This is a genomic window from Desulfotalea psychrophila LSv54, from assembly GCF_000025945.1.
GTDB lineage: Bacteria > Desulfobacterota > Desulfobulbia > Desulfobulbales > Desulfocapsaceae > Desulfotalea > Desulfotalea psychrophila.
Map to the genome: position 1 here is coordinate 2,428,098 of NC_006138.1, position 21,853 is coordinate 2,449,950.

At 48.0% G+C, this 21,853-nt stretch carries 13 protein-coding genes; 4 read left to right on the top strand and 9 right to left on the bottom strand.

What is annotated here, in order from left to right:
- Window positions 1-36: 36 nt before the first annotated feature.
- From DP_RS10815 to DP_RS10825, 3 genes are all read left to right on the top strand, one after another.
- Window positions 37-1,803, top strand: a complete 1,767-nt coding sequence (locus tag DP_RS10815) for an APC family permease (RefSeq protein ID WP_011189357.1) — start codon at window positions 37-39, stop codon at window positions 1,801-1,803.
- 181 nt (window positions 1,804-1,984) lie between these two features.
- The gene (locus DP_RS10820; RefSeq protein ID WP_011189358.1) at window positions 1,985-3,328 is read left to right on the top strand and encodes a rhodanese-like domain-containing protein; all 1,344 of its coding nucleotides are present in this window, start codon (window positions 1,985-1,987) and stop codon (window positions 3,326-3,328) included.
- A gap of 4 nt (window positions 3,329-3,332) precedes the next feature.
- A complete protein-coding gene (locus tag DP_RS10825) occupies window positions 3,333-3,719 on the top strand; it encodes a hypothetical protein (protein ID WP_011189359.1) in 387 nt (128 codons plus the stop codon).
- 130 nt (window positions 3,720-3,849) lie between these two features.
- Here the strand turns inward: DP_RS10825 and DP_RS10830 are convergent, their stop codons facing one another.
- Window positions 3,850-5,031, bottom strand: a complete 1,182-nt coding sequence (locus DP_RS10830; RefSeq protein ID WP_011189360.1) for an anaerobic nitric oxide reductase flavorubredoxin — start codon at window positions 5,029-5,031, stop codon at window positions 3,850-3,852.
- Window positions 5,032-5,162: 131 nt separating this feature from the next.
- Between DP_RS10830 and DP_RS17995 the strand changes: the two genes are divergently transcribed.
- Window positions 5,163-5,324 (top strand): hypothetical protein, encoded by a 162-nt coding sequence (locus tag DP_RS17995; protein ID WP_156792274.1) that lies wholly within the window; start codon window positions 5,163-5,165, stop codon window positions 5,322-5,324.
- Window positions 5,325-6,381: 1,057 nt separating this feature from the next.
- Here the strand turns inward: DP_RS17995 and DP_RS10840 are convergent.
- The 8 genes from DP_RS10840 to DP_RS10870 form a co-directional block, all read right to left on the bottom strand.
- Window positions 6,382-7,812: an efflux transporter outer membrane subunit gene (locus DP_RS10840; protein WP_011189362.1), complete on the bottom strand. Its 1,431-nt coding sequence runs from the start codon at window positions 7,810-7,812 to the stop codon at window positions 6,382-6,384.
- A 69-nt stretch (window positions 7,813-7,881) separates the two neighbouring features.
- Window positions 7,882-10,935, bottom strand: a complete 3,054-nt coding sequence (locus DP_RS10845; RefSeq protein WP_011189363.1) for an efflux RND transporter permease subunit — start codon at window positions 10,933-10,935, stop codon at window positions 7,882-7,884.
- Window positions 10,936-11,028: 93 nt separating this feature from the next.
- Entirely contained in the window at window positions 11,029-12,180 is a 1,152-nt protein-coding gene (locus tag DP_RS10850) for an efflux RND transporter periplasmic adaptor subunit (RefSeq protein ID WP_049785079.1), read from the bottom strand.
- A gap of 165 nt (window positions 12,181-12,345) precedes the next feature.
- Window positions 12,346-12,918 carry a TetR/AcrR family transcriptional regulator gene (locus DP_RS10855; protein WP_011189365.1) on the bottom strand — a complete coding sequence of 191 codons (573 nt, stop codon included), beginning with the start codon at window positions 12,916-12,918 and terminating at the stop codon, window positions 12,346-12,348.
- Between the two features lie 151 nt (window positions 12,919-13,069).
- Window positions 13,070-14,341 carry an SPL family radical SAM protein gene (locus tag DP_RS10860; protein WP_011189366.1) on the bottom strand — a complete coding sequence of 424 codons (1,272 nt, stop codon included), beginning with the start codon at window positions 14,339-14,341 and terminating at the stop codon, window positions 13,070-13,072.
- Window positions 14,342-14,509: 168 nt separating this feature from the next.
- Window positions 14,510-16,468, bottom strand: a complete 1,959-nt coding sequence (locus DP_RS16960) for a diguanylate cyclase (protein ID WP_011189367.1) — start codon at window positions 16,466-16,468, stop codon at window positions 14,510-14,512.
- Window positions 16,469-16,748: 280 nt separating this feature from the next.
- A complete protein-coding gene (locus tag DP_RS18000) occupies window positions 16,749-16,925 on the bottom strand; it encodes a hypothetical protein (protein ID WP_156792275.1) in 177 nt (58 codons plus the stop codon).
- 49 nt (window positions 16,926-16,974) lie between these two features.
- Entirely contained in the window at window positions 16,975-21,477 is a 4,503-nt protein-coding gene (locus DP_RS10870; RefSeq protein WP_011189368.1) for an autotransporter family protein, read from the bottom strand.
- Window positions 21,478-21,853: the final 376 nt, after the last annotated feature.

Consider the following 21,853-nt stretch of genomic DNA (forward strand, 5'->3'; position numbering starts at 1 on the left):
AAAGAGGAGGTAAGCACAGGGGTGCCATAAAACATTATGATTACCAAACGCAAATCCACCAAACTGGGGGAACTACCCGCCACCGCCATCTGCGGCAACGATATCTCCTCCTCGATTCTCTATGTCTCCCCCCTGACGATCGTTGCCGCCGGCCAGTATGCCTGGCTGGCCCTACTGGTCGTGGCCATGGTCCTTTATCTCTTTAGAAAGATATACGGAGAGGTGGTGGGTGCCCTGCCCATGAATGGCGGGGCCTATAATGCCCTGTTGAACACGACTAGTAAATCCACCGCCTCCCTGGCCGCTACCCTGACCCTTCTCTCCTATATGGCCACCGCCGTGATCTCTGCCTCCACGGCCATGCACTACCTCCATGGCATCCTCCCCGCCCTGCCGATAACCCTGTCCACCATGCTTCTGCTCGCCCTCTTTCTGGGGGTCACCCTTATGGGTATAGGCGAATCTTCCATCGTCGCTCTTATTATATTTCTCTTCCATCTCTTCTCCTTAGTTCTCCTCACCGGAGCCGTTGGTCTCTATCTCTTCAACAACGGTCTTGCCATCTTGGCAAGCAACAACCAGCTGCCTCCCCCCCATGGCAGTATTATGATGGCAATATTTTGGGGATTTGCGGCAGCCATGCTGGGTATCTCGGGTTTTGAGAGTTCGGCCAACTATGTCGAAAAGCAGGAGGAGGGGGTTTTTGCCAAGACCCTGCGCAATATGTGGGTTGTGGTCAGTGTCTTTAATCCCCTGATGGCCTTTTTGGCTCTGGCGCTGGTGCCCATTGCTGAGGTGGGCAAACATGCAGACAACCTGCTCTCACATATGGGGCAGATTAGCGGTGGCGCCTGGCTGGCTTCTCTGATCTCCATCGATGCGGTGCTGGTCCTCAGTGGAGCGGTGCTCACCTCCTATGTGGGAGTTACCGGCCTGCTTGAGCGCATAACCCTGGATCGAATTCTGCCGGGATATCTGCTCAGAAAGAACCGACGGGGCAGCTCCTACCGGATCTTGCTGACCTTCTTCCTCCTCTGCATCTCCATCCTTCTCATCACCGAGGGCAAAGCCGAAACACTGGCCGGGGTCTATACCATCTCTTTTCTTCTGGTCATGGGCCTCTTTGGCCTGGGCAACATCCTCCTCAAGGTTAAACGAAAAAACCTGCCCAGACCGGAGCGAGCCTCGTGGCCGACGGTAATCATCGCCATTCTTGCCGTAGGCTGCGCCCTTTGGGGTAACATCATCAAGCTGCCCCCGGCCGGTGAACGCTCCAATCTGGCCGTCTTTATCGAATATTTCATTCCGGCCATACTCTTCGTGGCCATCATGCTTAACCGTATCGCTCTTTTGGAGCTATTAACCAAATCCATTCTCTATATCTTTGTTCCCCTTCTGAAAATTATCCACCGGCTTAACCAGGAGATAAAGGTGGTTATCGATAGAATCAAGTCCCAGGAGTTTGTTTTTTTCACCAGGGGCGACAATCTGGTCAATCTGGAAAAGGTCCTGCAATATATCCAAAAAAATGAGCATACCAAGAGGATAAAGATCGTCCATATCTACGGTAATGGAGATGACAGAGAGGTAGGGCACCTTAATCAGGATATCGTCTATCTTACCCATAAGTACCCGCGGATAGTCATTGAGCTGATAGATATGCAGGGCAGGTTCGGACCGGAGCTGATTCAGCAGCTCTCCAAGGAGTGGAACATTCCCGTTAACTTCATGTTCATCGGTTCACCCGGCGAAAAGTTTCCCTACCGGATTCAGGAACTGGGCGGGGTCAGGCTGATCATCTAGGTCCCTGTTAGGTCATTTTTGCCAGGAAGAACATCCATAGGTAAAGACTATAAGAGGAAGCCTCCCTATATCTTTAACCAGTTTGACGCCCCTGTCCCGCCTGGCTATATTGTCAAACCTGTGCCCACCTGATAAGGCAAGGTGCTGACTTTATAAAAAACAGAGAGGAAGGGGTTCTCCAATGAAAAAAATAGCGACCATGGTTTTGCTTTTGAGCATCTTCACCTTTGCCGGGCAGAGCCGGGCTGAACTTAAGATGCTTGATAGCCAAGAGATTATAGCCATTCAGAACAATCCGGACTGGCTTATTGTCGATACTCGACTCAGTGATGCCTTTAACGGTTGGAAGCTTGATGGGGTGGAGCGTGGTGGACATATAGAGGGGGCGGTCAACTTTTCCGCAAACTGGCTGCATCTTAAGAAAAAGAACCTTAAAGAGGAGTTGCTAGAGATCCTCAAGGCCAAGGGGATAAGCCCTGACAGGCATATTGTCCTCTACGACGCCAATGGCCTCGATGCCAAGGCCGTTGCTGGATTTTTGAGAGAAGAGAACTACTCTAGGCTCTATGGTTATGATATTAGGGGATGGGCGGCAGATACCAATCTGGCCATGCAGCGTTATAAAAACTATCAACGCATTGTCCCCGCTGTTATTGTCAGGGCTGCCCTGGCAGGTAAGAGCCCCGAGACCTTTACGGGGAGCAAAAAGATTAAAGTTGTTGAGGCCAGCTGGGGAGAAGAAAAAACCTCATATAGCAAGGGCCATATTCCCGGTGCCTTCCATGTCAATACCGATCGGATAGAGCCTCCCACCACCAGTGAACCTGTGATGTGGCTCCTGGCCGATAGCCCGACCCTTAAGCGTTTTGCCCTTGAATTTGGCTTTCAGAAAGATGACACCATTATTGTTGCCAGTCAGGAACCCATGGCGGCCTACCGCCTGGCAACGGTCCTGCGTTATATCGGGGTAGACGATGTCCGGGTCTTAAACGGCGGCACCGACTCCTGGCTTTTGGCTGGCTACCCTCTTGAGACAGAGAGTCATAGCCCTCGCCCTGTGACTGATTTTGCCGGTATTGTTCCGGGCAATTCCGATATAATGGATAGCATGTCCGAAACCAAAGCGGGTCTTGATAGAGCCCAGGGTTTTACCCTGGTGGACAACCGCACCTGGCAGGAGCATATTGGCGAGACAAGCGGTTACTCCTATCATAAGAAGAGGGGACGTATTCCCGGGGCAATCTTCGGTTATGCCGGTACCAGTGGCGCCTATGGCTTAGAGTATTACCGAAACCCTGATAAGACCATGCGCAGTGCAGACGAGTTTTTGGCCCTCTGGCAGGAACAGGGCATTAATACCAATAATCACCTCTCCTTTATGTGCGGAAGTGGCTGGCGGGCAGCTGAAATATACTATTATGCAGATGTCTATGGCCTAAGGGATATTGCTATCTTTAGCGATGGCTGGATCGGTTGGAGTAATGATGAAAAGAACCTCACCGAGACAGGGATACCCACAAGATAAGAAGATGACGAAAAAGATTAGCATTGCCCTGATCGGTATTGAACTGCTTATGCTACTGGCCCTTGTCGTTCTGGAGTATTTCTCCAGCTATAGGGCCGGAATTATGCATCATCTCTACTATAAAAAACGCTACTATCTGACCAGCCTCTATCAACAGGGTTGGTTGAGCTCTCATCTGCTGGCTATTCTCGCCTTCACCCTGGTAGTCACCCTCTGCACTCATGGTCGACGGTTAGAGCTGTTGAGATATGGCACCGTTCTCCTCCTGCTTCTCTTCTCCTATTTTCTGATGAGGGAGCTTAATGTCTATGCCCACCTGCTCATGGTGCTTGAAGGCTGTCTGCTTTTGGAAACCCTAAGGGTCTTATTCTTTCTGCCAAGAGAGAAATAGGCCTCTCTTCTCAGCAGTGGAGGGGATTTGCTGTCAGAGAGGAGGCACCGAGTCCCAGCCCCGCGAGGTTGCAGGGAATCGGAGATGTTAGGCTGAGCATCTAGGGCTGAGCTCAATTGAGCGGAAGCAGCTATAGACTCTGGACAAAGCTTTTGCCGTACTCTCTGCAGGTCTTTTTACCCTCCTCATCCGGTGACCAGGTCAGACGCAGACCCTCATCGACCAGTTCAAAACCGGAATCAGTCAGGCGCTGAGAAATATTTTTTACCGCCTCACCGCTCCAGCCATAGCTACCAAAGGCGCCTGCCTTTTTGCCCTTGAATTTGAGCCCCTTTATCTCCTCCAGCAGGCCCGCCACCGAGACCAGAATGCCATTGTTGAGTGTGGGAGAGCCCATAAGAATGGCCTTTGATCTGAAGATCTCGGTGATGACGTCGTTCTTGTCGCTCTTGGCCAGGTTGTAGAGCTTCACCGTCACCTCCTCGTCGACCTCTCTAATTCCGGCGGCAATCTGCTCGGCCATGACCCGGGTGCTCTCCCACATGGTATCGTAGAGGATGCTGATCTGGTTTTCCTGATAGTTATCAGCCCATTGCAAATACTTTTCTACAATTTGGGATGGATTATCACGCCAGATGATCCCATGGCTGGTACAGATCATCTCCAAGGGCAGGTTCATGTCCAGAATCTCCTTGATCTTTCTGGTGACCATGGGACTGAAGGGGGTAAGGATATTGGCATAGTATTTCAGACATTCTTGAAAAAGATCAGCCTGATCTACCAGGTCGTTAAACATATGCGCTGAGGCATAATGTTGGCCAAAACCATCATTACTGAAGAGGACAGCGTCTCCTGTGAGATAGACAAACATAGTGTCTGGCCAGTGGAGCATGGGGGCTTCGATAAAGACCAGCTCTTTGGAGCCAAGACTCAACCGATCCCCGCTCTTGACCACCTGGAAGTTCCAATCCTGATGGTAGAGCCCCTTAAGAAATTTGGCGCAGTTTTTGCTGCAGTAGATGGGCACATCGGGAATATGACGCATCAACTCCGGCAGGGCCCCGCTATGATCATTCTCGGCGTGACAGGCAACAATATAATCAATCTGGTCAAGATCGATCTCCCGCCTGAGGTTCTCGACAAACTCCTGAGCAAAGGGTCCCCAGACCGTATCGATCAGGACCACCTTCTCCTCCTTGATCAGATAGGGGTTGTAGGAAGAACCCTTGTGAGTGGAGTACTCATCGCCGTGGAATTTTCGTAACTCCCAGTCAATTTTTCCCACCCAGTGGATATTATTTTTCACCTTCATAGACAGATTTCCCCCTGTTAAAACAAAAGTCGTAGCCGGTGGAAGAGCCCCATGCCCTTCACCAATAGACAGATGCCCAAGGGCATTCTGCAAACCATAGCCACTCCTTCAGGATAGCACCAAAGGGAGAAATGAAGAAATGCTGGTTTACTTCAAGGCTACGGGTAGAGGCCCTAGGCGAAAAACGATCTGGCAATAGATTAGTAGGGGGGATGCAATCAGGTCAGGCCTTGGGGGAATATATAGGCCCTGTTTTGGACAGGCCGGCAAGATTCAAGGCCGAGGGTGGTTAAGTAGGGCTGACATTGATTTGGCAAGAGGGCGGCAAGATCATGGTCAGAGGAGAGACCGCCGTCTTTTGTTGCACCCATTCGCTAGAAACATTTTTGATTTAGCAAGCTATCCAAATGTTTAATCACATAATTTCTTGCTTTTTTATGTTTAAACTCCGACGGAACATGAAGAAGAAAGCCTTGCCACTTGAAATCACTCAATTCGCGGTGACTACTCGCAATATAGTTCCTGAGTTGAAACCAGATTCTCGATGAAAAGCACATAGTTGGTGATGTTTGTACTGTATTGAGAAGAAGGCTTCCTTGGGCCAAGCCAGTTTATGCTTTCGCATTAGATGACACTTGGAACAATTCACTGAGCCCAGGTCTAAGCCGTGACTTTGATAAAGATACTTTGAATGGCACCAATCCTCTGGTTTATAACCTTCTGGCAGATCTCTTATGGCTGTAGCATTACCACCATGAAGCCCCGCAAGAATCTTTAAATAATTGGTATTCAAAAAGTTCACTCTCTTGAAAAAAGGCAACATCTTTTTTGAGCTTTATACTCTTAATTTCAGCAAATTCAAATATGCTACAACTGCCACAAGATGGACATTGAATATTCACTTTATGAGGCATTGGATTCCATTCGTATGACCAGTTATTTCTATTATCATGCTCCAACAAAGTGTTATGTGGGTTAAGGCAAGGTCAACGTCATTTATGCCAATATTGTAAACTCAGAAATAATCTTATTGCCCAAACTACGGTTGCCGCCCCACAAATGGTTGCATTCATATCTGTGCTGTACATAATCCATATGGACAATAATTAAGAGCTATTAGGTGGGTATTGACCGTGCTACCTCTCCTCTTTCTTATTCAAACTGAAGCGCTCTTTGAGCTAGTTCACTTACTATTGTCTTTCTCTGTGAACTCGGCTGAGGTGGTTAATATTTTTGTTTTGGAGAGAGGTGTTAGGGGGGAGAGGATGGACCCCTTCTCTCCCTTCCCCCTTGAAAAAAGGGAGAACCCCCTCCCGGCCTCCCCCTTGCAAAAAGGGTGAGGGGCTGAGATCAATTGGTCTTGCCAGTGTCACTCAGCCAACTTCCGCCCAAGGCCTTAATCAAGAGGACAGAGGTGCTCATCTGTTCGCCTCGAAGTTGGACCAGGGCCCGTTCTCTTAGCAGGGCACTACGCTGTGTATCGACCACCTCAAGGTAGCTGACCAGGCCGGAGCGATAGCGTTTTTCCGAAATCTCCCAGGCCAGTGTGGCTGTAGTTGTTGCCCGTTGCAGGGCTTTGCCCTGCTCATGAAGAACCTGCAATCCATTAAGGCCATTCTCGACCTCCTGAAATGCGACCAGCACCTGTTGTCGATAATTGGCGATGGCCTCCTCGTATACAGCCCGTGATTTGTCCAGTTTAGCACTGTTACGGCCATAATCGAAGATTGGTAGGGAGATTGCCGGCCCCAAGCCCCAGGTACGGTTATCCCAATTAAAGAGGGAGCTTGTCTCATTACTTGCAAAGCCGGTGCTACCGGTCAGGCTGATGGCAGGGAAAAAAGCCGTTTTTGCCACCCCTATCCGTGCCGATGCCGCTGCCATTTTTCTTTCGGCTGCTGCCACATCCGGTCGTCGTTCAAGCAAATCGGAGGGAAGGCCGGGGGCGATTGTCGGCGGACTCAGACGCAAAGATACCTGGGCCAGAGAGAAGTTGGACGCTGGCAGCCCCATGAGCACAGCAATTAAATTTTCCAGTTCCCCCCGTCGTTTTTTCAGGCCAATTGCCTCTGCCTCGACGGTGGCCAGTTCCGACTCTGCCTGTGAAAGATCAAGCTGACTGACCCGGCCGTTCTCAAACTTACTTTTAACCAAACTAAGGGTGGAGCGGCGCAGTTCAATGGTTTGCTGCAATAGTCTTGTTTCATTATCCACCGCTCGCAGGGTAAAGTAATTGCGTGCCAGCTCTGCCTGTAGGGTTAACATCAGACTCTGATAATCAGCTCTTGCACTTTCCACATCTGCTGTGGAAGCCTCTATGCTACGTCTGACCCGACCCCAGAGATCGACTTCATAACTGAGGACCAAAGGCAAATTTAATTGGGTGCTGAGCTGGTCTTGACCGGGAGAGGTTAAGCTGGCAGCTGTTCGTTGCCTGCCGCCATTGGCATTGAGATCAAGTCGGGGTAACTGGTTGGACCGGCTGATACCAAGATTTGCCTGCACCTGACTTAAGCGGGCGTAAGCTGCCCGCAGGTTTTGATTTGCCTGTAGCGCATTTTCTTCCAGCCCGTTTAAAACGGGATCATGGTAAAGCTCCCACCAATTCCCCTTGGCCACGGCATCACTGGGACGTGCCTCTTTCCAGGGAGCGCCATTTTTAAATTGAATGGGGACCAGGGTCTCCGGGCGTTGGTAGTCCTGACCCAGGGTGCAGGCGGAGAGTGCTAAAAGCAACACTCCACCGAAAAACAGATTACGAATTTTTTTTTCACTATGCATTGTTCAATTCCTTCATCAAACTGTCAATATAATCAGTCTGCCACAGATATTTCGAAGAGTTGCCCATGACTATTTTTCAGCCTCGGGCTCTAGTGGTTGTCGCTTTTTGGCCAGTAACATATAGACCGATGGCACAACGAAGAGGGTAAGGGCGGTTCCGAGTGTTAAACCGCCGACGATAACCCAGCCGATCTGTGAACGACTTTCGGCCCCTGCTCCACTGGCTAGAGCCAGCGGTACACTGCCCAGCACCATGGCTCCGGTGGTCATCAGAATCGGGCGAAGACGGAGGGTGGCTGCTTCGAGTACCGCCTCCAGCTTACTCTTTCCCTGTTCCTGAAGCTGGTTGGCAAACTCGACGATGAGGATACCATGTTTAGTAATGAGCCCAACCAGGGTAATCAGCCCCACCTGACTATAGATGCTGAGACTATTACCTGTACAGTAAAGGGCCAATAGGGCACCAACCATGGAGAGAGGTACGGTAAAGAGGATGATCAGGGGATCAACAAATGATTCGAATTGGGCGGCCATCATCAGATAAATCATGATCAGGGCCAGGGCAAAGGTCATAATCAGACCGGAGTTGCTCTCCATAAATTCACGTGACTGCCCCTTATAATCAATTCGGGCGGTTTTAGGCAAAATTCGCTTTGCTGCATCAGATAGAAAAGCCAAGGCTTCACCCTGCGAATAACCGGGGGCCAGATTGGCACTCAGCACCGCTGCCCGACTGCGGTTAAAGTGATTAAGTGACTGGGCGGTAACACCTTCTTCAATGCTTACCAGATTGGCTAGCGGAATCATTATCCCACTGGCGCTCCGCACATGAATCTGGTTAAGATCCTCCGGGACTACCCGCAGTTTATCCTCAATTTTAACAATAACGTCGTACTGTTCTCCGTCCATTTTAAAACGGGTTACCTCCCGTCCACCCATCATGGTTTCAATGGTCCGGCCAATGACGGCAATATTAACGCCTAAATCGGCAGCCTTATCACGATCAATCTGCAGGCGCAGTTCGGGCGAGTTGAGCTTCAGGTCGGTTCTGGCGGCAATAATTTTTGGATTTTTACGTACTTCAGCCATCAGCTGATTGATTTGCTTATTTAATTCCACATAGCTCTCGCTGGTCTTAATAACAAACTGGACCGGCTGATCCATAAATGGCTGACCAAGAGAAGGCGGTGTGATGGGAAAGCAGAGGACTCCGGGGATTCCGAATAGGCTGGGCGCCAGTTCTCCTGCGATCTGTAGCGAAGAACGTTGGCGGTCAGCCCAGTCTTTCAACTGAACAAAGGAAATTGCCTCGGTCACCTTACCACCCATTCCTGCCACGGAAAAAACACCATTACTTTCCGGAATTGGCTGGAGCAATTTTTCAGTTTGGCGCAGATAGTGATCCGAATATTTCAAATTGGCGCCGTCGGGAGCAATGGCAAAGGTCATAAAGACCCCTCTGTCCTCCAGTGGCGACATCTCTGAAGGGAGTTGCTGCAACAGATAGTAGGAACCGGCTCCGGCTAAAACGGCAATGGTCAATCCAAATATGACGGTTTTCAAGGACCAGGCAAGAACCCTTTTATAGCCTTGCTCGATTGCGATGAAAATATTCTCCATAATGGTGAAGATCTTCATATGCTTGTCCTGATGACGGAGCATTTTTGCACACATCATTGGGGTCAGAGTCAGAGCCACGAAGCCGGAGACAATTACCGCACCGGCCAGAGTCAGGGCAAATTCGGTGAAGAGCTTACCGGTCCTTCCCTCCATCATTGCCACCGGAACAAAAACAGCGGCCAGGGTCATGGTCATTAAGACGACGGCAAAACCGATCTCCCGCATTCCCTTAATGGCAGCTTCGGCTGGTTTGAGGCCTTTTTCAACATGGCGGTGAACATTTTCCAGGACAACAATAGCATCATCGACCACCAGTCCAACCGCCAAAACCATTGCCAATAGGGTCAGGGTATTAATGGAAAAGCCAAAGGCCCACATCAGGACAAAGGAGCCGATTAGAGAGACCGGAATAGTGACCAGAGGAATCAGGGTGGAACGAACAGAACGCAGAAAGATAAAGATAATCAACAGCACCAGGGCAACCGCCTCAAAGATGGAGCTAAAAACGTTTTCAATGGAGCGCTCAATAAAAATGGAAGAGTCGTAGACGATTTTAGTTTTCATCCCCTCTGGCAGTGATGCCTTCAGTTCTGGCAGCATCTTATGGAGGGCAATGGAGATATCAAGTGGATTGGCAACCGACTGTTTGACCAGACCAAGGGCAACTGCCTGGGCCCCGTTATAACGCAGACTCGATCGCACCGATTGGGGACCGATCTCGGCCCGACCAATATCTTTTAACCGGACTAAGGTTGTACCCGACTTGCGAACGATAATATTTTCAAACTCTTCCGTTGAGTTGAGACTGGTATCGGAGAGGACAGTAAACTCGCGGGTACTGCTTTCCAGACGACCACCCGGCACCTCTATATTCTGGGCCCGGATCGCCTCCTCAACATCCTGTGGCGTCACCCCATGGCCAGTGAGCAGGGCCGGATCAAGCCAGATACGCATGGAGTATTTACGAGCACCAAGGACCTGCGCTTCGGCAACACCATCGATCATTTCAATCTGGTCGGTCACATAGCGATCAACGTAATCAGTAATCTCTTCATTACTGTGCTTGTCACTGGAAAAGGCCATATAGAGGATCGGATCGGCATCGGCTTCAACCTTGGCAATGACCGGCTCCTCGACATCGAGGGGTAGATCAGCGCGCACCCGCCCAACCCGGTCACGCACCTCAGCGGCGGCATCATCGGCATTACGCTCCATCTTAAAGACAATACTGATCTGGCTCCGTTCCTGAAGACTCTCGGAAGAGATGGTTTTGATCCCCTCAATTCCCGAGAGGCTATCCTCAATGATGGTGGTAATCTCGGTTTCAATGATCTCCGGACTGGCACCTTGATAAACGGTCACCACCGAAACCGTAGGCTCGTCGATATTAGGGTACTCACGAACCGTCAAACGATCATAGGCAACCAGGCCGATCAGTACGATCAGCAGACTCATCACCGTCGCCAGTACCGGACGTCTGACACTTATTTCTGATATTTTCATAACTTGTATCCTGTGTTCTTTCCCATCTCCCTCTACCTGTTCCCAGGTGGCGAGATACTCTTCGTCTAGCGGAAGTAGGGTAAAGGGTGTGACTTAATTTTTTGCAAAGAGTGTCGGATCAGCAGGCACTGTCTGTACTGGACTACCTGGTCCAATCTTCTGATGCCCTCCGGTAACAACTATATCGCCTGCGGACAGGCCGCTGGTTATCTCGACCCAGCCTTCCATGCGCGTGCCGGTTTTTACCTCCACCATCTGCGCCTTACCGTTAACAACTTTAAAGACCAGCTTGGTTTTTGGTTGCGGGATTAAGGCCTGTTCCGGAATAAAGAGGGCATTCGCTCTGGTTCCAACACTCAACTGTATCTTAACGAATTGACCCGGTAAGAGCTGATGCTTGGAATTATTAAGGAGACCACGTACCGTCAGGCTACGACTCTGCACATTGATCTGTGGGTTGATAGCATAAATCTGGCCGATAAAGCTTTGTTGTGGATAGGCAGACGAGCGCAGTTTGATTTTCTGACCAGTTTTAACCTCGGCAAGATGTTTTCCGGAAATGGAAAACTCGATCTTTAGCTCTTCGATCGCCTCCAAATTGACCAATGCCTGTCCCGGCATAACATAGTCCCCTAGACTAACCTGGCGCAGACCGAGAGTTCCTGCAAAAGGTGCCTGGATAATGGTTTTGGCTAGCTGTGCTTGGGCTAGGCGAACATTTGCCCTATCAAGCTGCCAACTGGCATAGGCCTCATCCCGTTCCTGCCGGGAGATAGCGTGATCTTTGAGCAGGTTATCGGCTCGTTTATAATTGGATTTACTGAGATTACGGTTGGCAACGGCTCGATCGAGCTCAGCCTGTAAGACAGCGCTGTCAAGTTTGATCAGCATCTTGCCCTCTTTGGTTTTCTTACCCTCAATAAAACCAATCTCTTTAATCCGCCCGGCAATTTCGGCAACAATCACCACCGATTCTTTAGAATAAAGACTGCCACTGCTGGCAAGGATTTTATCACTGTCAGCGACCCTGACCTCGGCCGTTTCAACCGGCATTGGCGGCCTGGTTGGTGCTACATTTTTTGCATCCGAGGCCATTAGCTGTGGGCCGGTTATCAGGCCAAGGCCGGCACAAACAACCAGCAGGCAGGCAAAGATCAATGCTAGCATGACAGTTTTGGGACGACGGTGAGTCACAGGTAGCAACTCCTGGGCCTTGGATTGTTGATTAGATTCTTGTCTTTCCATGATATCCCTTCTCTTCCCGCTCAAAGAGTGGTTAGCCACTTCGTTTTGAAGTCGAGAAGCATTAAAACTTCACCGAGAAGTCTCTTTTTATGTTATGGAGTGAATGATCCCTCCGCTTATAGCTTAAAAAACATTAACTACTCATACTAATGCCTCTTCTTTTCTCTAAAGTCGTATGCTGTCCCAACAGGCATTAATCGTCGCCTCAATTAACTCATTACTCAGGGTCAAGTAGCCGGTGAGCTGATCTCGGGCCAGAAAAACAATGGGGCCAAAGCAGAGTCCAAAAAGAACATCCTCTGGTAGATCCTTGACTATCTGCTCCTTAATCCCCTTATGAAACACCTCTAATATTGGAGAATCACAGCTGTTTTCCTTTGAACGCTTCTTGGCAATGCCGTAGGGCGAGTTATAGTACATCTCAAGAAATTTAAACTCCTGAGGATTATCGAGCAGAAAATGGAAGACTCGTCTGAGAACAGCTAAAATATTTTCTCGAACCGGTGCCTTTTCATCAATGCCCCCATTTGTTGCTGGACGCAGGCGTAGGTCGATCTCTTCATATAGTGCTTCAATCAAGGCGTCTTTATTTTCGAAATAACGATAGATGGTACCGGTGCCGACATTGGCTAACTTAGAGATCTGTGAGGTGGGTGAGCTGTGGAAGCCCCTCTCGGCAAAAATTTCTAAGGAGGCCTGAAGAATTATTTCTCTTTTATTACTCTGTTTTTTTGTCATCTACCTATGCCCTTAATGCGGAGTGATCGTTCAGTCATTGGCTGTATATAATATTATTGTCCTGATGTCAAGAACCCCCTCCTACCTCCCCCTTGAAAAAAGGGGGAGGTACATTCTGCCGGTTATGGGAAGAGATGGGGCCTGGCGGAGTTCAACGGGACTGGCTTATCTGGGAAATTTTTTCCTGGTAGGTTCTTAACATATCTTCTTCAAATTGTTCATTGTTATCATAGCTTCGTCCGAAAACCGGCTGCCATAGATCTATATGTTCCATGCACATATAGAAGAAGACAGAGTCATGCCAAGACGCTGGGAAGGCCTGAGAGATTGTGGAAAAGAGCTCTTTTTTAATGTCAAAGGGGTAGCTCAGTTTTCCGGCACAATCTTCCATTGGCATCTGCAAAATAGAGCTGTTTGGCATCCGCTCTCGGATTCTCTTCAGCACCGGCTTAATAAAGGTGAGGGTTCCGAGGGAAACCATGACCACCTCTTCTGGTTGGAAGGTGTTTACCAGGCGCGAAACCAGAGCTCGGTAATCCTCCTGCCAACCCTGATACCAGGTAATGGGGTGAAGATGAAAACCTACCGGAATGCCCTGATCGGCTAGTTTTCTGGCACTTTCCAGGCGCTTATCCAGACTGGCTGTTGCCTTTTCCTCATGTTGAATGACGGTGGGAGTGTTAAGAGACCAGGTGAAAACCATATTGGAAGGTGGGGTGTTTTCTAAAAAATAATCTATTCGGGCGCTTTTAGATTTCATTTCCAGAACCACATTGGGATGTTCTGTGGCAAATTGGTAAAGCGAATCCAAAAGTCCAAAGCGATTGCCCCACATCAGGGAATCAGAAGATTGGCCAGTGCCAATATGATAGCCCTTTGTCGGGTCCAGCTCCAGGGAATTGAGATGGGAAACTAGGTCACGAATAAAGCGGACCTGATTACCATGATAAAATGATTGGATAGAACAGTAGCTACAGTCAAAACCGCACTGCTGGACAACATCCAGGGTTTTCAGTTTACAACATCTGGTTTTTTCCGAGGCAACCGGGCACTCTCCCATGATGCTGCCCTTAAGTTGGACCTCCACCATCTGCTCTTCCGGAAATTTTTGCTCGCTGGCTGCGAACCGCTTTTCCTCGCTATAGCTCTTCTGCCCGTTTTTCAGGCTCTCGTAACCATCACGTAACTGGTGGAAGACCTTGGCTGATGCCTGTTTTCCCTTTGCCCCCCCCACCGCATGCGGATGGTGAAATTGGGCCAATGAGCCGGTCTGCCAAGAGATCAGATCTGCGCTGTATTCAGCCATCATCTTCAGTTGCTGAAAGGAAAAGGCATAGGTTTGCTCCATGGAGATGAGCCACTGTTGCTGCTCTGCGGGAAGCTTGTGAAAAAGTTTGTTCTGTGAAAGTTTATTTGAGGTCATTGCGATCTTATAGCAAACAAAAGGGGATTAGTCCAGTATCCGAATTCAGTTGTTGTGATTTTTCTATTTGATATCTGTCTTCCCTGGCTAATAAGCCTCTAAGCTGCCAATCTGAATCGATAATTATTGAAAATCAGGGGCAGGAAATGAATGGTGAGGGGGCACAACCTATCCCATCTCTACCCGATTACGTCCCTTTTCCTTTGCCACATAGAGGGCAGAGTCAGCTTCATGGAGCACCTCTTCAAATGTCTGTTCAATACCGTTCCAGGCGGTGACCCCAAAACTTACAGTGAAGGCAATTTCTTTTTCGTTTACCATGACAGGGTTTTTTTCAACAAGAGCCCTGAATCGTTCAGCTATTTTCAAGGCCACCTTGATGTCTGTGCCGGGAAGAAGGATAATGAACTCCTCGCCGCCAATACGAGCGAAAACATCCACATCCCTTAAATACTTTCTGCCAATATCGGCAAAGGCCTTTAACACCAGGTCGCCGGCAGCGTGTCCATGGGCATCGTTTATCTTCTTGAAATAATCGATATCCAGCATGACCAGAGAGAGATTATGCTCGGAACTATGCCTCTGACGTTCCAGCTCAGCTTCGGCAATTTCAAACAGTTGACTGCGATTACAAAGGCCAGTCAGGGAGTCTGTGGTGGCAAGTCGTTGTAATTTTTCCCGGCTCTGCCTCTTTGTTGTGATATCGTCAATCGTCCAGACCACCCCTTTTTCAAGGTCAGGGGGTGTGGATGAATCAATGGCCTTTCCTGAAAGGGTGCACCAGACGGAAGAACCGTCCTTGCGTCGAAGTTTGTACTCCACTTGAATTTGGTTGCCATCAACCAATTTTTTGAAATATTTCTCTCTGAACTCAATATAATTTTCCTCCGAGAGATGGAACTCTCTGGCAGAGCGCCCTTCCATAGACTCGGGGCTGTTGTAGGCAAAAATATCTGCTAAGCGCTGATTCCCCTTGTACATGATCTGCTCCCCTCGAAGAGCCATGACTCCCACCTGGCTGTTTTCAATGATGGCATTCAGGGTGTCTTTGGCTTCGGTGATTTCTCTCCTCTGGCTCTCCAGTTGCATAAGCATCCGGTTCTCCTCCCTGGCCAGTGTGCCAATCTCGTCATTTTGCAGAAGGGAGATGCGGGCGGAGAGATCCCCGGATTTTGTAATTTGCAGCACATGGTTAGTGAGTAGCATAACAGGGGCAAGAATAATTGCCTTTAAGAGATAGGTGATAAGAAGAGCCATAAACAGGCCAAAAACGGTTATCAGTATCAATGAATAGTTATAGTTTTTTCGACACCTTTGTAGAATATGCTTTGGAATCTCTGCCTGGATAAGATACCTTCCGCCGATATCCGCCAGGTGCGAATAGACTTCCAAATTATCACTGTTTTCTCGCTCGACAATGCTAATTTCCTCAACTGCAAGCTCTCCTAAAATTTTCTTCTCTTTCGCTGTCAGTTCGTCTCCACTCATATCGATAAATCTAAAGTTGAGTGCCACCCTTACCATCATCGCATCTAGAGACCCTTGATCAAGAAGACGGCCAATGATAACTGCCCCTTGGACAGGCCCCTGTTGGTTGCTGGTTATGATAGGACGTGAACTTAACATCATCGGGCCCCTGCTACTATTATAGATTCCCACTCGCTTCATATTGGAGAGGTCATCTTTATCAGATTCCGAAGAAAAGGGTAAACTGGCCACAGAACGTAAAGAGTCCGGTAGAGTGGTTAATACAGTTTTTTCTTTTCTGTGAAGATCCCAATCCTCAGCAAAGAGGAGCTGGCCTGATCTGTCGACTATGCAGATAAAGCTGACCTCGTTGTCCAGAATCGTATCGGCATTCAAATTTATCTTTAAAAAGTCAGCATTTGGAGCCTTGATAAAGGCATGGAGATCATCCCAGGCAGCTAGGTCATGGCAATAGCGATCGACATGGTCAATCTCATCCTTGAGCTCCCATAGGCAACGCCCCATATCTTTTTTGGCCTCCGCGATTTCAAGTTTTTTTAAACCCGGCAGGATGAGATAGTGATGGAGTCCGTAGTTCAATGAGGCAAAGATAGAAAAGGCCAAAAGAAAAATTAGCAGCATTTTTTTATTTAAAGTCATTGAGGGGCTTTTTGAAAATTACCTACTAAAGTAGAGGTTCCAGAGCTGTAATAAAAAATAGACCTGGAATAATATTTGCGGTTATTTCTTGCGAATTGTTGCCTTTGAAAACTCCCTGACTTTTACATTACTTATTTGTTATAGGCAATGATTAAGTACTCTTAAGCAGGTTGGAGGGAGGAAAATGCCACCCTTCCCTGCCGGGAAATGGTAATTGGCTAGCTGGGGATGAATGGTGGGGAAGAGAGGAAGGTGGGGTGTAATTAGTTATCGATTGAGCCTAAGCAAGTTGCTCCATCAGAATGGCAAGGGCACTTATGGGATTTTCCCATAAGTGCCCTTGTCTTTTTCGGTTAAATTTCGGTTGTGTTTGAAAAATCAAGGTTTTATTTAAAGCATACCAATCGCTATTTACCTCATCTGCATTTTTCCATATCGATTTTCCTGCTCCACCCAAAGCCTAAACGGTTCCCCTCTTTAGAAAGCAACCGTCCAGTTTTTAGAGATTAGAAACGGAAGCCGAATTTCAGGTTTGCACCCAAACTGCTAATATGCGAAGAGATCGCAGTGTTTACGCCGAAGCTACCGAAAAGCTGTCCTCTTTCGGCAATCAGGTCGACAGACAGTTTGCCGGTAACATCATCATAAACATCTGTTATTAAAGGTAAAGTCTCCGGTGTGCCAATCAGGGTACTTCTGCTGGTAAAATCGGTATCACCAAAGGCAAAATTCACCCCGGCATCAGCAGCAATGTTAAATTGCAATCCACTGTCAGCTGCGGCAAACTTATACATATACTTAACACCCATAGGGATTATCCAGGTGTCCATGCTGCTTGCATTTACGGCAAAAACATCGTTTGTATAAGCATCTTGCTTATAATATTGATAACGCATACCAGCATATGGGCTGACAACGGTATCTCCCAGCTCAAACAGATAACTAGCCTTTACCCCCGTACCAAGTACATAGGAGTCAATGCCATCGGCCTTGAGAGTTGAATATCTTGTGTCAGAAGACATTGCTGTATAAAGAGCATCCACACTAATCTGCATAGCATTAGAGAGGTTGTAAGCTCCATACATGGTTAGGCCGTAGAAATCACTGTCTGTATCGGCAGAAGATGTAAATCCTTCACCAGATACCTTACCAGCACCATAGGTGAAGGCTCCACCGTAGAGAAAATCACCAAGCACGCTATCAGCACCTAAGGCTGCACCGTAAAGATCAATATCCATATCGGTGCTATAGTTACCTATATTCATACCGCTAATATCGCTTTTTTGATAAAGAGGTTGAAAATAGATACCTGTGCTGTAATCACCGGTTATATCCGTGTGTTTCTGGGCGAGATCAAGTACCAGAGCAGAGGCAATGGTATTTACATGGGCAATACCACCAACTCCGGCAATATTGGCAGATGCCTCCGTTGCCTGTCCGCCGCTTGTTGGGCTAGCGCCACGCAAAATACCCTTCATATAATTGGTGGATGTAACTCCAAGCACTTCATAACCACGTTCGTTGTAATTAGTCAGGAAGCTTGCAGTATTTCCCCGAGCACCATAGAGGGTGGCGGCGGTACCGGCACTTTTAGTCGTAAAACTACCGTCAACTAAAGAAGCAACTTCCTGGAGTTGGTTATAAAGATAGATATTAGCCAGTAGCCAGTTATCGCCAGTACTTGTCATGGTATATTTTTCCCCGACAAGTGCACCCTTAACACCTACAAATGCCTTGTTGGAAATAGTTACCGTATCCGCAGTAATAGCAGGTTGTCCAGCCAGATTGGTTACATCAACCACCAACAGAGAATTGTCAGCAAATGTAGCTGTTCCGCCAACTGGTACATCTGCCCCAGTTGGCGCCGTGACGCGAGAACCATCTACGGTAAGGGAGCCGGCAGCACCAACTTTATAAGGGCCATCAAGATAGACGGCAGCTGTTACCCCAGTGCGGCCCCAGGTTGTGTTATTGTCCTCTGTGATTTTTTTAACAATATTATCAACATCACCAGCATCGGTTGTACCCAGGGCAATAATAGAATTTTGTCCAGCCACTAAATGGCCGTTAATAACATTACTATCAGCACCAGTTCCAAAATTAACAATGCTTACATGGGAGGCATCTTTAGCTTTAGCAAGTTCCGTACTATCTAACCAATTGGGATCGGCAAAGAGCATAGCTCCATTAAGAGACGCTGTTTCAAGAGCCAGCGAGCCTTGGCCCTGACTATTACCAATATTAATAACCGTCTCTTCTGTGGCTGTTAATTCCTTGACGGAAAGAGTTCCCTTTTTAATGTTTACTTTGCCACCAAGTGATGCTGTTTCAAGGGCCAACGAGCCTTGCCCCTGCCCCTGGCTATCACCAATATTAACAGTCGTTCCACTTTGGGCTGTTAAAGCCGTGATGGAAAAATCTCCATTTCTAACATTAAGCTCGGTTTTTGGAGCCGAAGAGTCGTCAGCTGCAACCAGCTCAACCTTAGCGTCAAGCGTTCCCTGAGTCCTTTTCTCGGTTGCAACCTCACCTTTGGCGCCAAGATTAAGAACACTTCCTCCACCAACATTCACAGATTTTTCCTCTGCCCCACCTTTTAGCAGGGATTCTTCTCCACTAGAACTCCCCCTAAGGGAAAGCACTGTCCCCTTACTCACCTTAACTTCCGCAACGGTATCGGGAAGTTCATAGCTTTGCGCCCCCATCGGTGTGCCCTTAGCAAAAGAGATTTGAGTCTTGTCAACAGAGTCCTCAGGAACAGTCAGCTTTATTTCCTTTTCAGGACTGTCTATGATTTCAGCCAGCCCAAGGTCGATAGGCCCATCACCCATATCAAAGCCACTATATAAGAAACTTCCTTTAAAATCAGAATATTGGCTTTTGAAGCTAGTTTCAAAAGAAGTGATTCTCTCTTGGTCATAAACATCAGAACTAACAAGATCAATAGTTCCCTGACCAGCAAAAGAGAATTCACTGGTATCTGCTATAGAACTCCCCGTTGCCAATAAATCGTAGGAGGTGGTTAAAACTGCACCTTTCTCCACTTCAATAGCGGAATTTGTATGATAAGGCGCAGTTACTGTCTCGACAGTCAGATGAGAGGTATCTCTTACACTGATTTTATTCTGGCCATAAAGGTTCAGATTACTAATCTTAGCCTGAGAACTGTCCTGGGTGACGATATGAGCATTGGTCAAATCAAATTTTCCAACTGAAACAGTTGCGCCGTCAGCTACGCTGAGATGAGCATGCTGATTGTCATGCTCGGACTCAACAGCATTACCCTGTAACTGAATTCTTTTAATGGCAAAGTTTGCGGGACTGTTCAAGTACCCCCTAATCTCATTAAATTTTGAGCCTGCAAGAGCTTTTTTATCCTCTGCATCCATGCCCACATGAATCCAGGAATTAGCCGAATGACCTTCATAGGTGGCATCACCTGGGTCCCTTACCTGTATTCTGGCGATAGTCTTCTCCGCCCCTTCGGGATTACCAATGAGGAGAAAATTACCACCCTCTCTGAGCTGTACCTTATCAGCAAGATCTGCAGCATTAACCCCGACAGCACCGCCACCAGTAACCCTAAAAGACTTGGCCGGGGCAGGATCTTCTCCGACAAGGGGGGAAAATGAGCTGATTTCGCCGAGGTTAATCCCCAAGGCATCAGTCATATGGACAGGTGCATCCTCCTGGTCCTCAAAGGCATCTCTACTTACCAGCTCAAAACCGATTGCCCCCCCACCCAGTTTAATTGTGCCGGTACCGGTATTAAGAGCCATATCTAAGGCTGGATCAGACATCTCTTCACCAGCGGCAGGATAATAGACAGACTTCATGGCACTGGAAGGCGAATGATCCACATCATCCACCGATTGAGAGACAGTGATGGTTCCCCTGTTCTCGGTATGAGTATAGGGATCACTCATCATACCTACGGAGTAGTTGCCCTTCAGATCAATTACTCCAGAGTTGATAGTGGTTGAACCCTCACCATTACCATCAATGGCTGTGACAATGGTGTCTTCTCCACCCAGTATGCTGCCACTGTTTACAATAAAATTCCCGCCGGTACCTCTCATCCCCCGGGTGTGATGGCCATCCAGCTTTTTCCCTGCATGGGTACCCGTAATTACGCCACCATGAACAACGCTAATTGTCCCTTTATTGAGCATTGTAATCCCGATCACCGGCTCCTCACTGTCGATACTATCCCGGTCATGTTGATCACCTAGGGGGCTGACATAGGGCGCGCCGGACCCCATGGCTATGCTATCAGAGTCACTGACAATAATCTTGCCATCTGCGGCATTGTTAAGGGTGAGAATATCCCCAGCATGTCCAACGCCTTCAGACCACATGCCCAGTGCCTCCTGGTCAGTGGATACATCAATGGTGCCAGAATTTCTCATTACTACAGCTAAATTTTCCCCAGTACTATCTTGTCGCTCAACCACCATACCAACATTGTGATTTGGGCTACTGCTTAGAGACTCTTTTGCAAGAATACGTCCCTTATTCTCGACAAGAATATGAGAATCATCGGCAACACTCTCACCTACGGGCACAAAAATACCTGCCGCAATACCTTCACCGGATTCATTGTGCAGATCAAGGGTGATATTGGCATCTGAAACAACTTCCAGATTACGCTTGGCAGAATCTCTTCCGTCAGCAAGAATTTCTACCCCAATCCCCAAGACATTGGCTTTACCCTCTTCAACCCCAAATACCTCTATCCCCTCTTTAACCTCTTCAGCACTCCCGGCAAAAGAGATATGTACATCTTTCACATCTGCAGAGGGCGTAATACGCAGAACTTCTTTTGTATTATGTACATCATTATATTGATAGCCTCCACTACCACCTGTAGTGCAGGTGGTGGACTGTCCATCGACAGTAATCACAGGATCGGCAAAGACATTACTGCTGTTCATGGTTAGCAGAAAGGCACCAACGGCCAAGGCAGTTACCGCGTTATATTTTTTTTTATACGACTTTTGATGCAACATTTTTACCTCAAATTTAAATTTGTCTTAACAAGCTATTTTACTAAAAACCATCTAAGGGTAAATTCCCTTTCCCTTCGAAACCTGCCGAACAACTGAGCTTTTCAATGGATGTATCGTTGTTCTTCTAAAAAGAATGCCTTGATATCAGCTGGCTTATAATCAACCCTCCGCAAAAAATATTAATGCCTGAGATAAGTTGGAATAATTCCACCAGTTCAAATCAATTTATTTAAGAAACGACCAAACAATCGCAGGAAAGCCAATGCCAGATATCTGCCACGGATCTTACCCCTTGCCGCCCTCCCGAAAAGGAAGGTCTGCCCTCTTTACTAAATGGCAGGATCGAAAAAGGAGACAGAACTGATCTTTTTTCCAA

Excerpts from the sequence above, each read along its gene's own strand:
- DP_RS10815 (WP_011189357.1), top strand. The coding sequence starts at position 37 with ATGATTACCAAACGCAAATCCACCAAACTGGGGGAACTACCCGCCACC.
- DP_RS10820 (WP_011189358.1), top strand. The coding sequence starts at position 1,985 with ATGAAAAAAATAGCGACCATGGTTTTGCTTTTGAGCATCTTCACCTTT.
- DP_RS10825 (WP_011189359.1), top strand. The coding sequence starts at position 3,333 with ATGACGAAAAAGATTAGCATTGCCCTGATCGGTATTGAACTGCTTATG.
- DP_RS10830 (WP_011189360.1), bottom strand. The coding sequence starts at position 5,031 with ATGAAGGTGAAAAATAATATCCACTGGGTGGGAAAAATTGACTGGGAG.
- DP_RS17995 (WP_156792274.1), top strand. The coding sequence starts at position 5,163 with ATGAAGAAATGCTGGTTTACTTCAAGGCTACGGGTAGAGGCCCTAGGC.
- DP_RS10840 (WP_011189362.1), bottom strand. The coding sequence starts at position 7,812 with ATGCATAGTGAAAAAAAAATTCGTAATCTGTTTTTCGGTGGAGTGTTG.
- DP_RS10845 (WP_011189363.1), bottom strand. The coding sequence starts at position 10,935 with ATGAAAATATCAGAAATAAGTGTCAGACGTCCGGTACTGGCGACGGTG.
- DP_RS10850 (WP_049785079.1), bottom strand. The coding sequence starts at position 12,180 with ATGGAAAGACAAGAATCTAATCAACAATCCAAGGCCCAGGAGTTGCTA.
- DP_RS10855 (WP_011189365.1), bottom strand. The coding sequence starts at position 12,918 with ATGACAAAAAAACAGAGTAATAAAAGAGAAATAATTCTTCAGGCCTCC.
- DP_RS10860 (WP_011189366.1), bottom strand. The coding sequence starts at position 14,341 with ATGACCTCAAATAAACTTTCACAGAACAAACTTTTTCACAAGCTTCCC.
- DP_RS16960 (WP_011189367.1), bottom strand. The coding sequence starts at position 16,468 with ATGACTTTAAATAAAAAAATGCTGCTAATTTTTCTTTTGGCCTTTTCT.
- DP_RS10870 (WP_011189368.1), bottom strand. The coding sequence starts at position 21,477 with ATGTTGCATCAAAAGTCGTATAAAAAAAAATATAACGCGGTAACTGCC.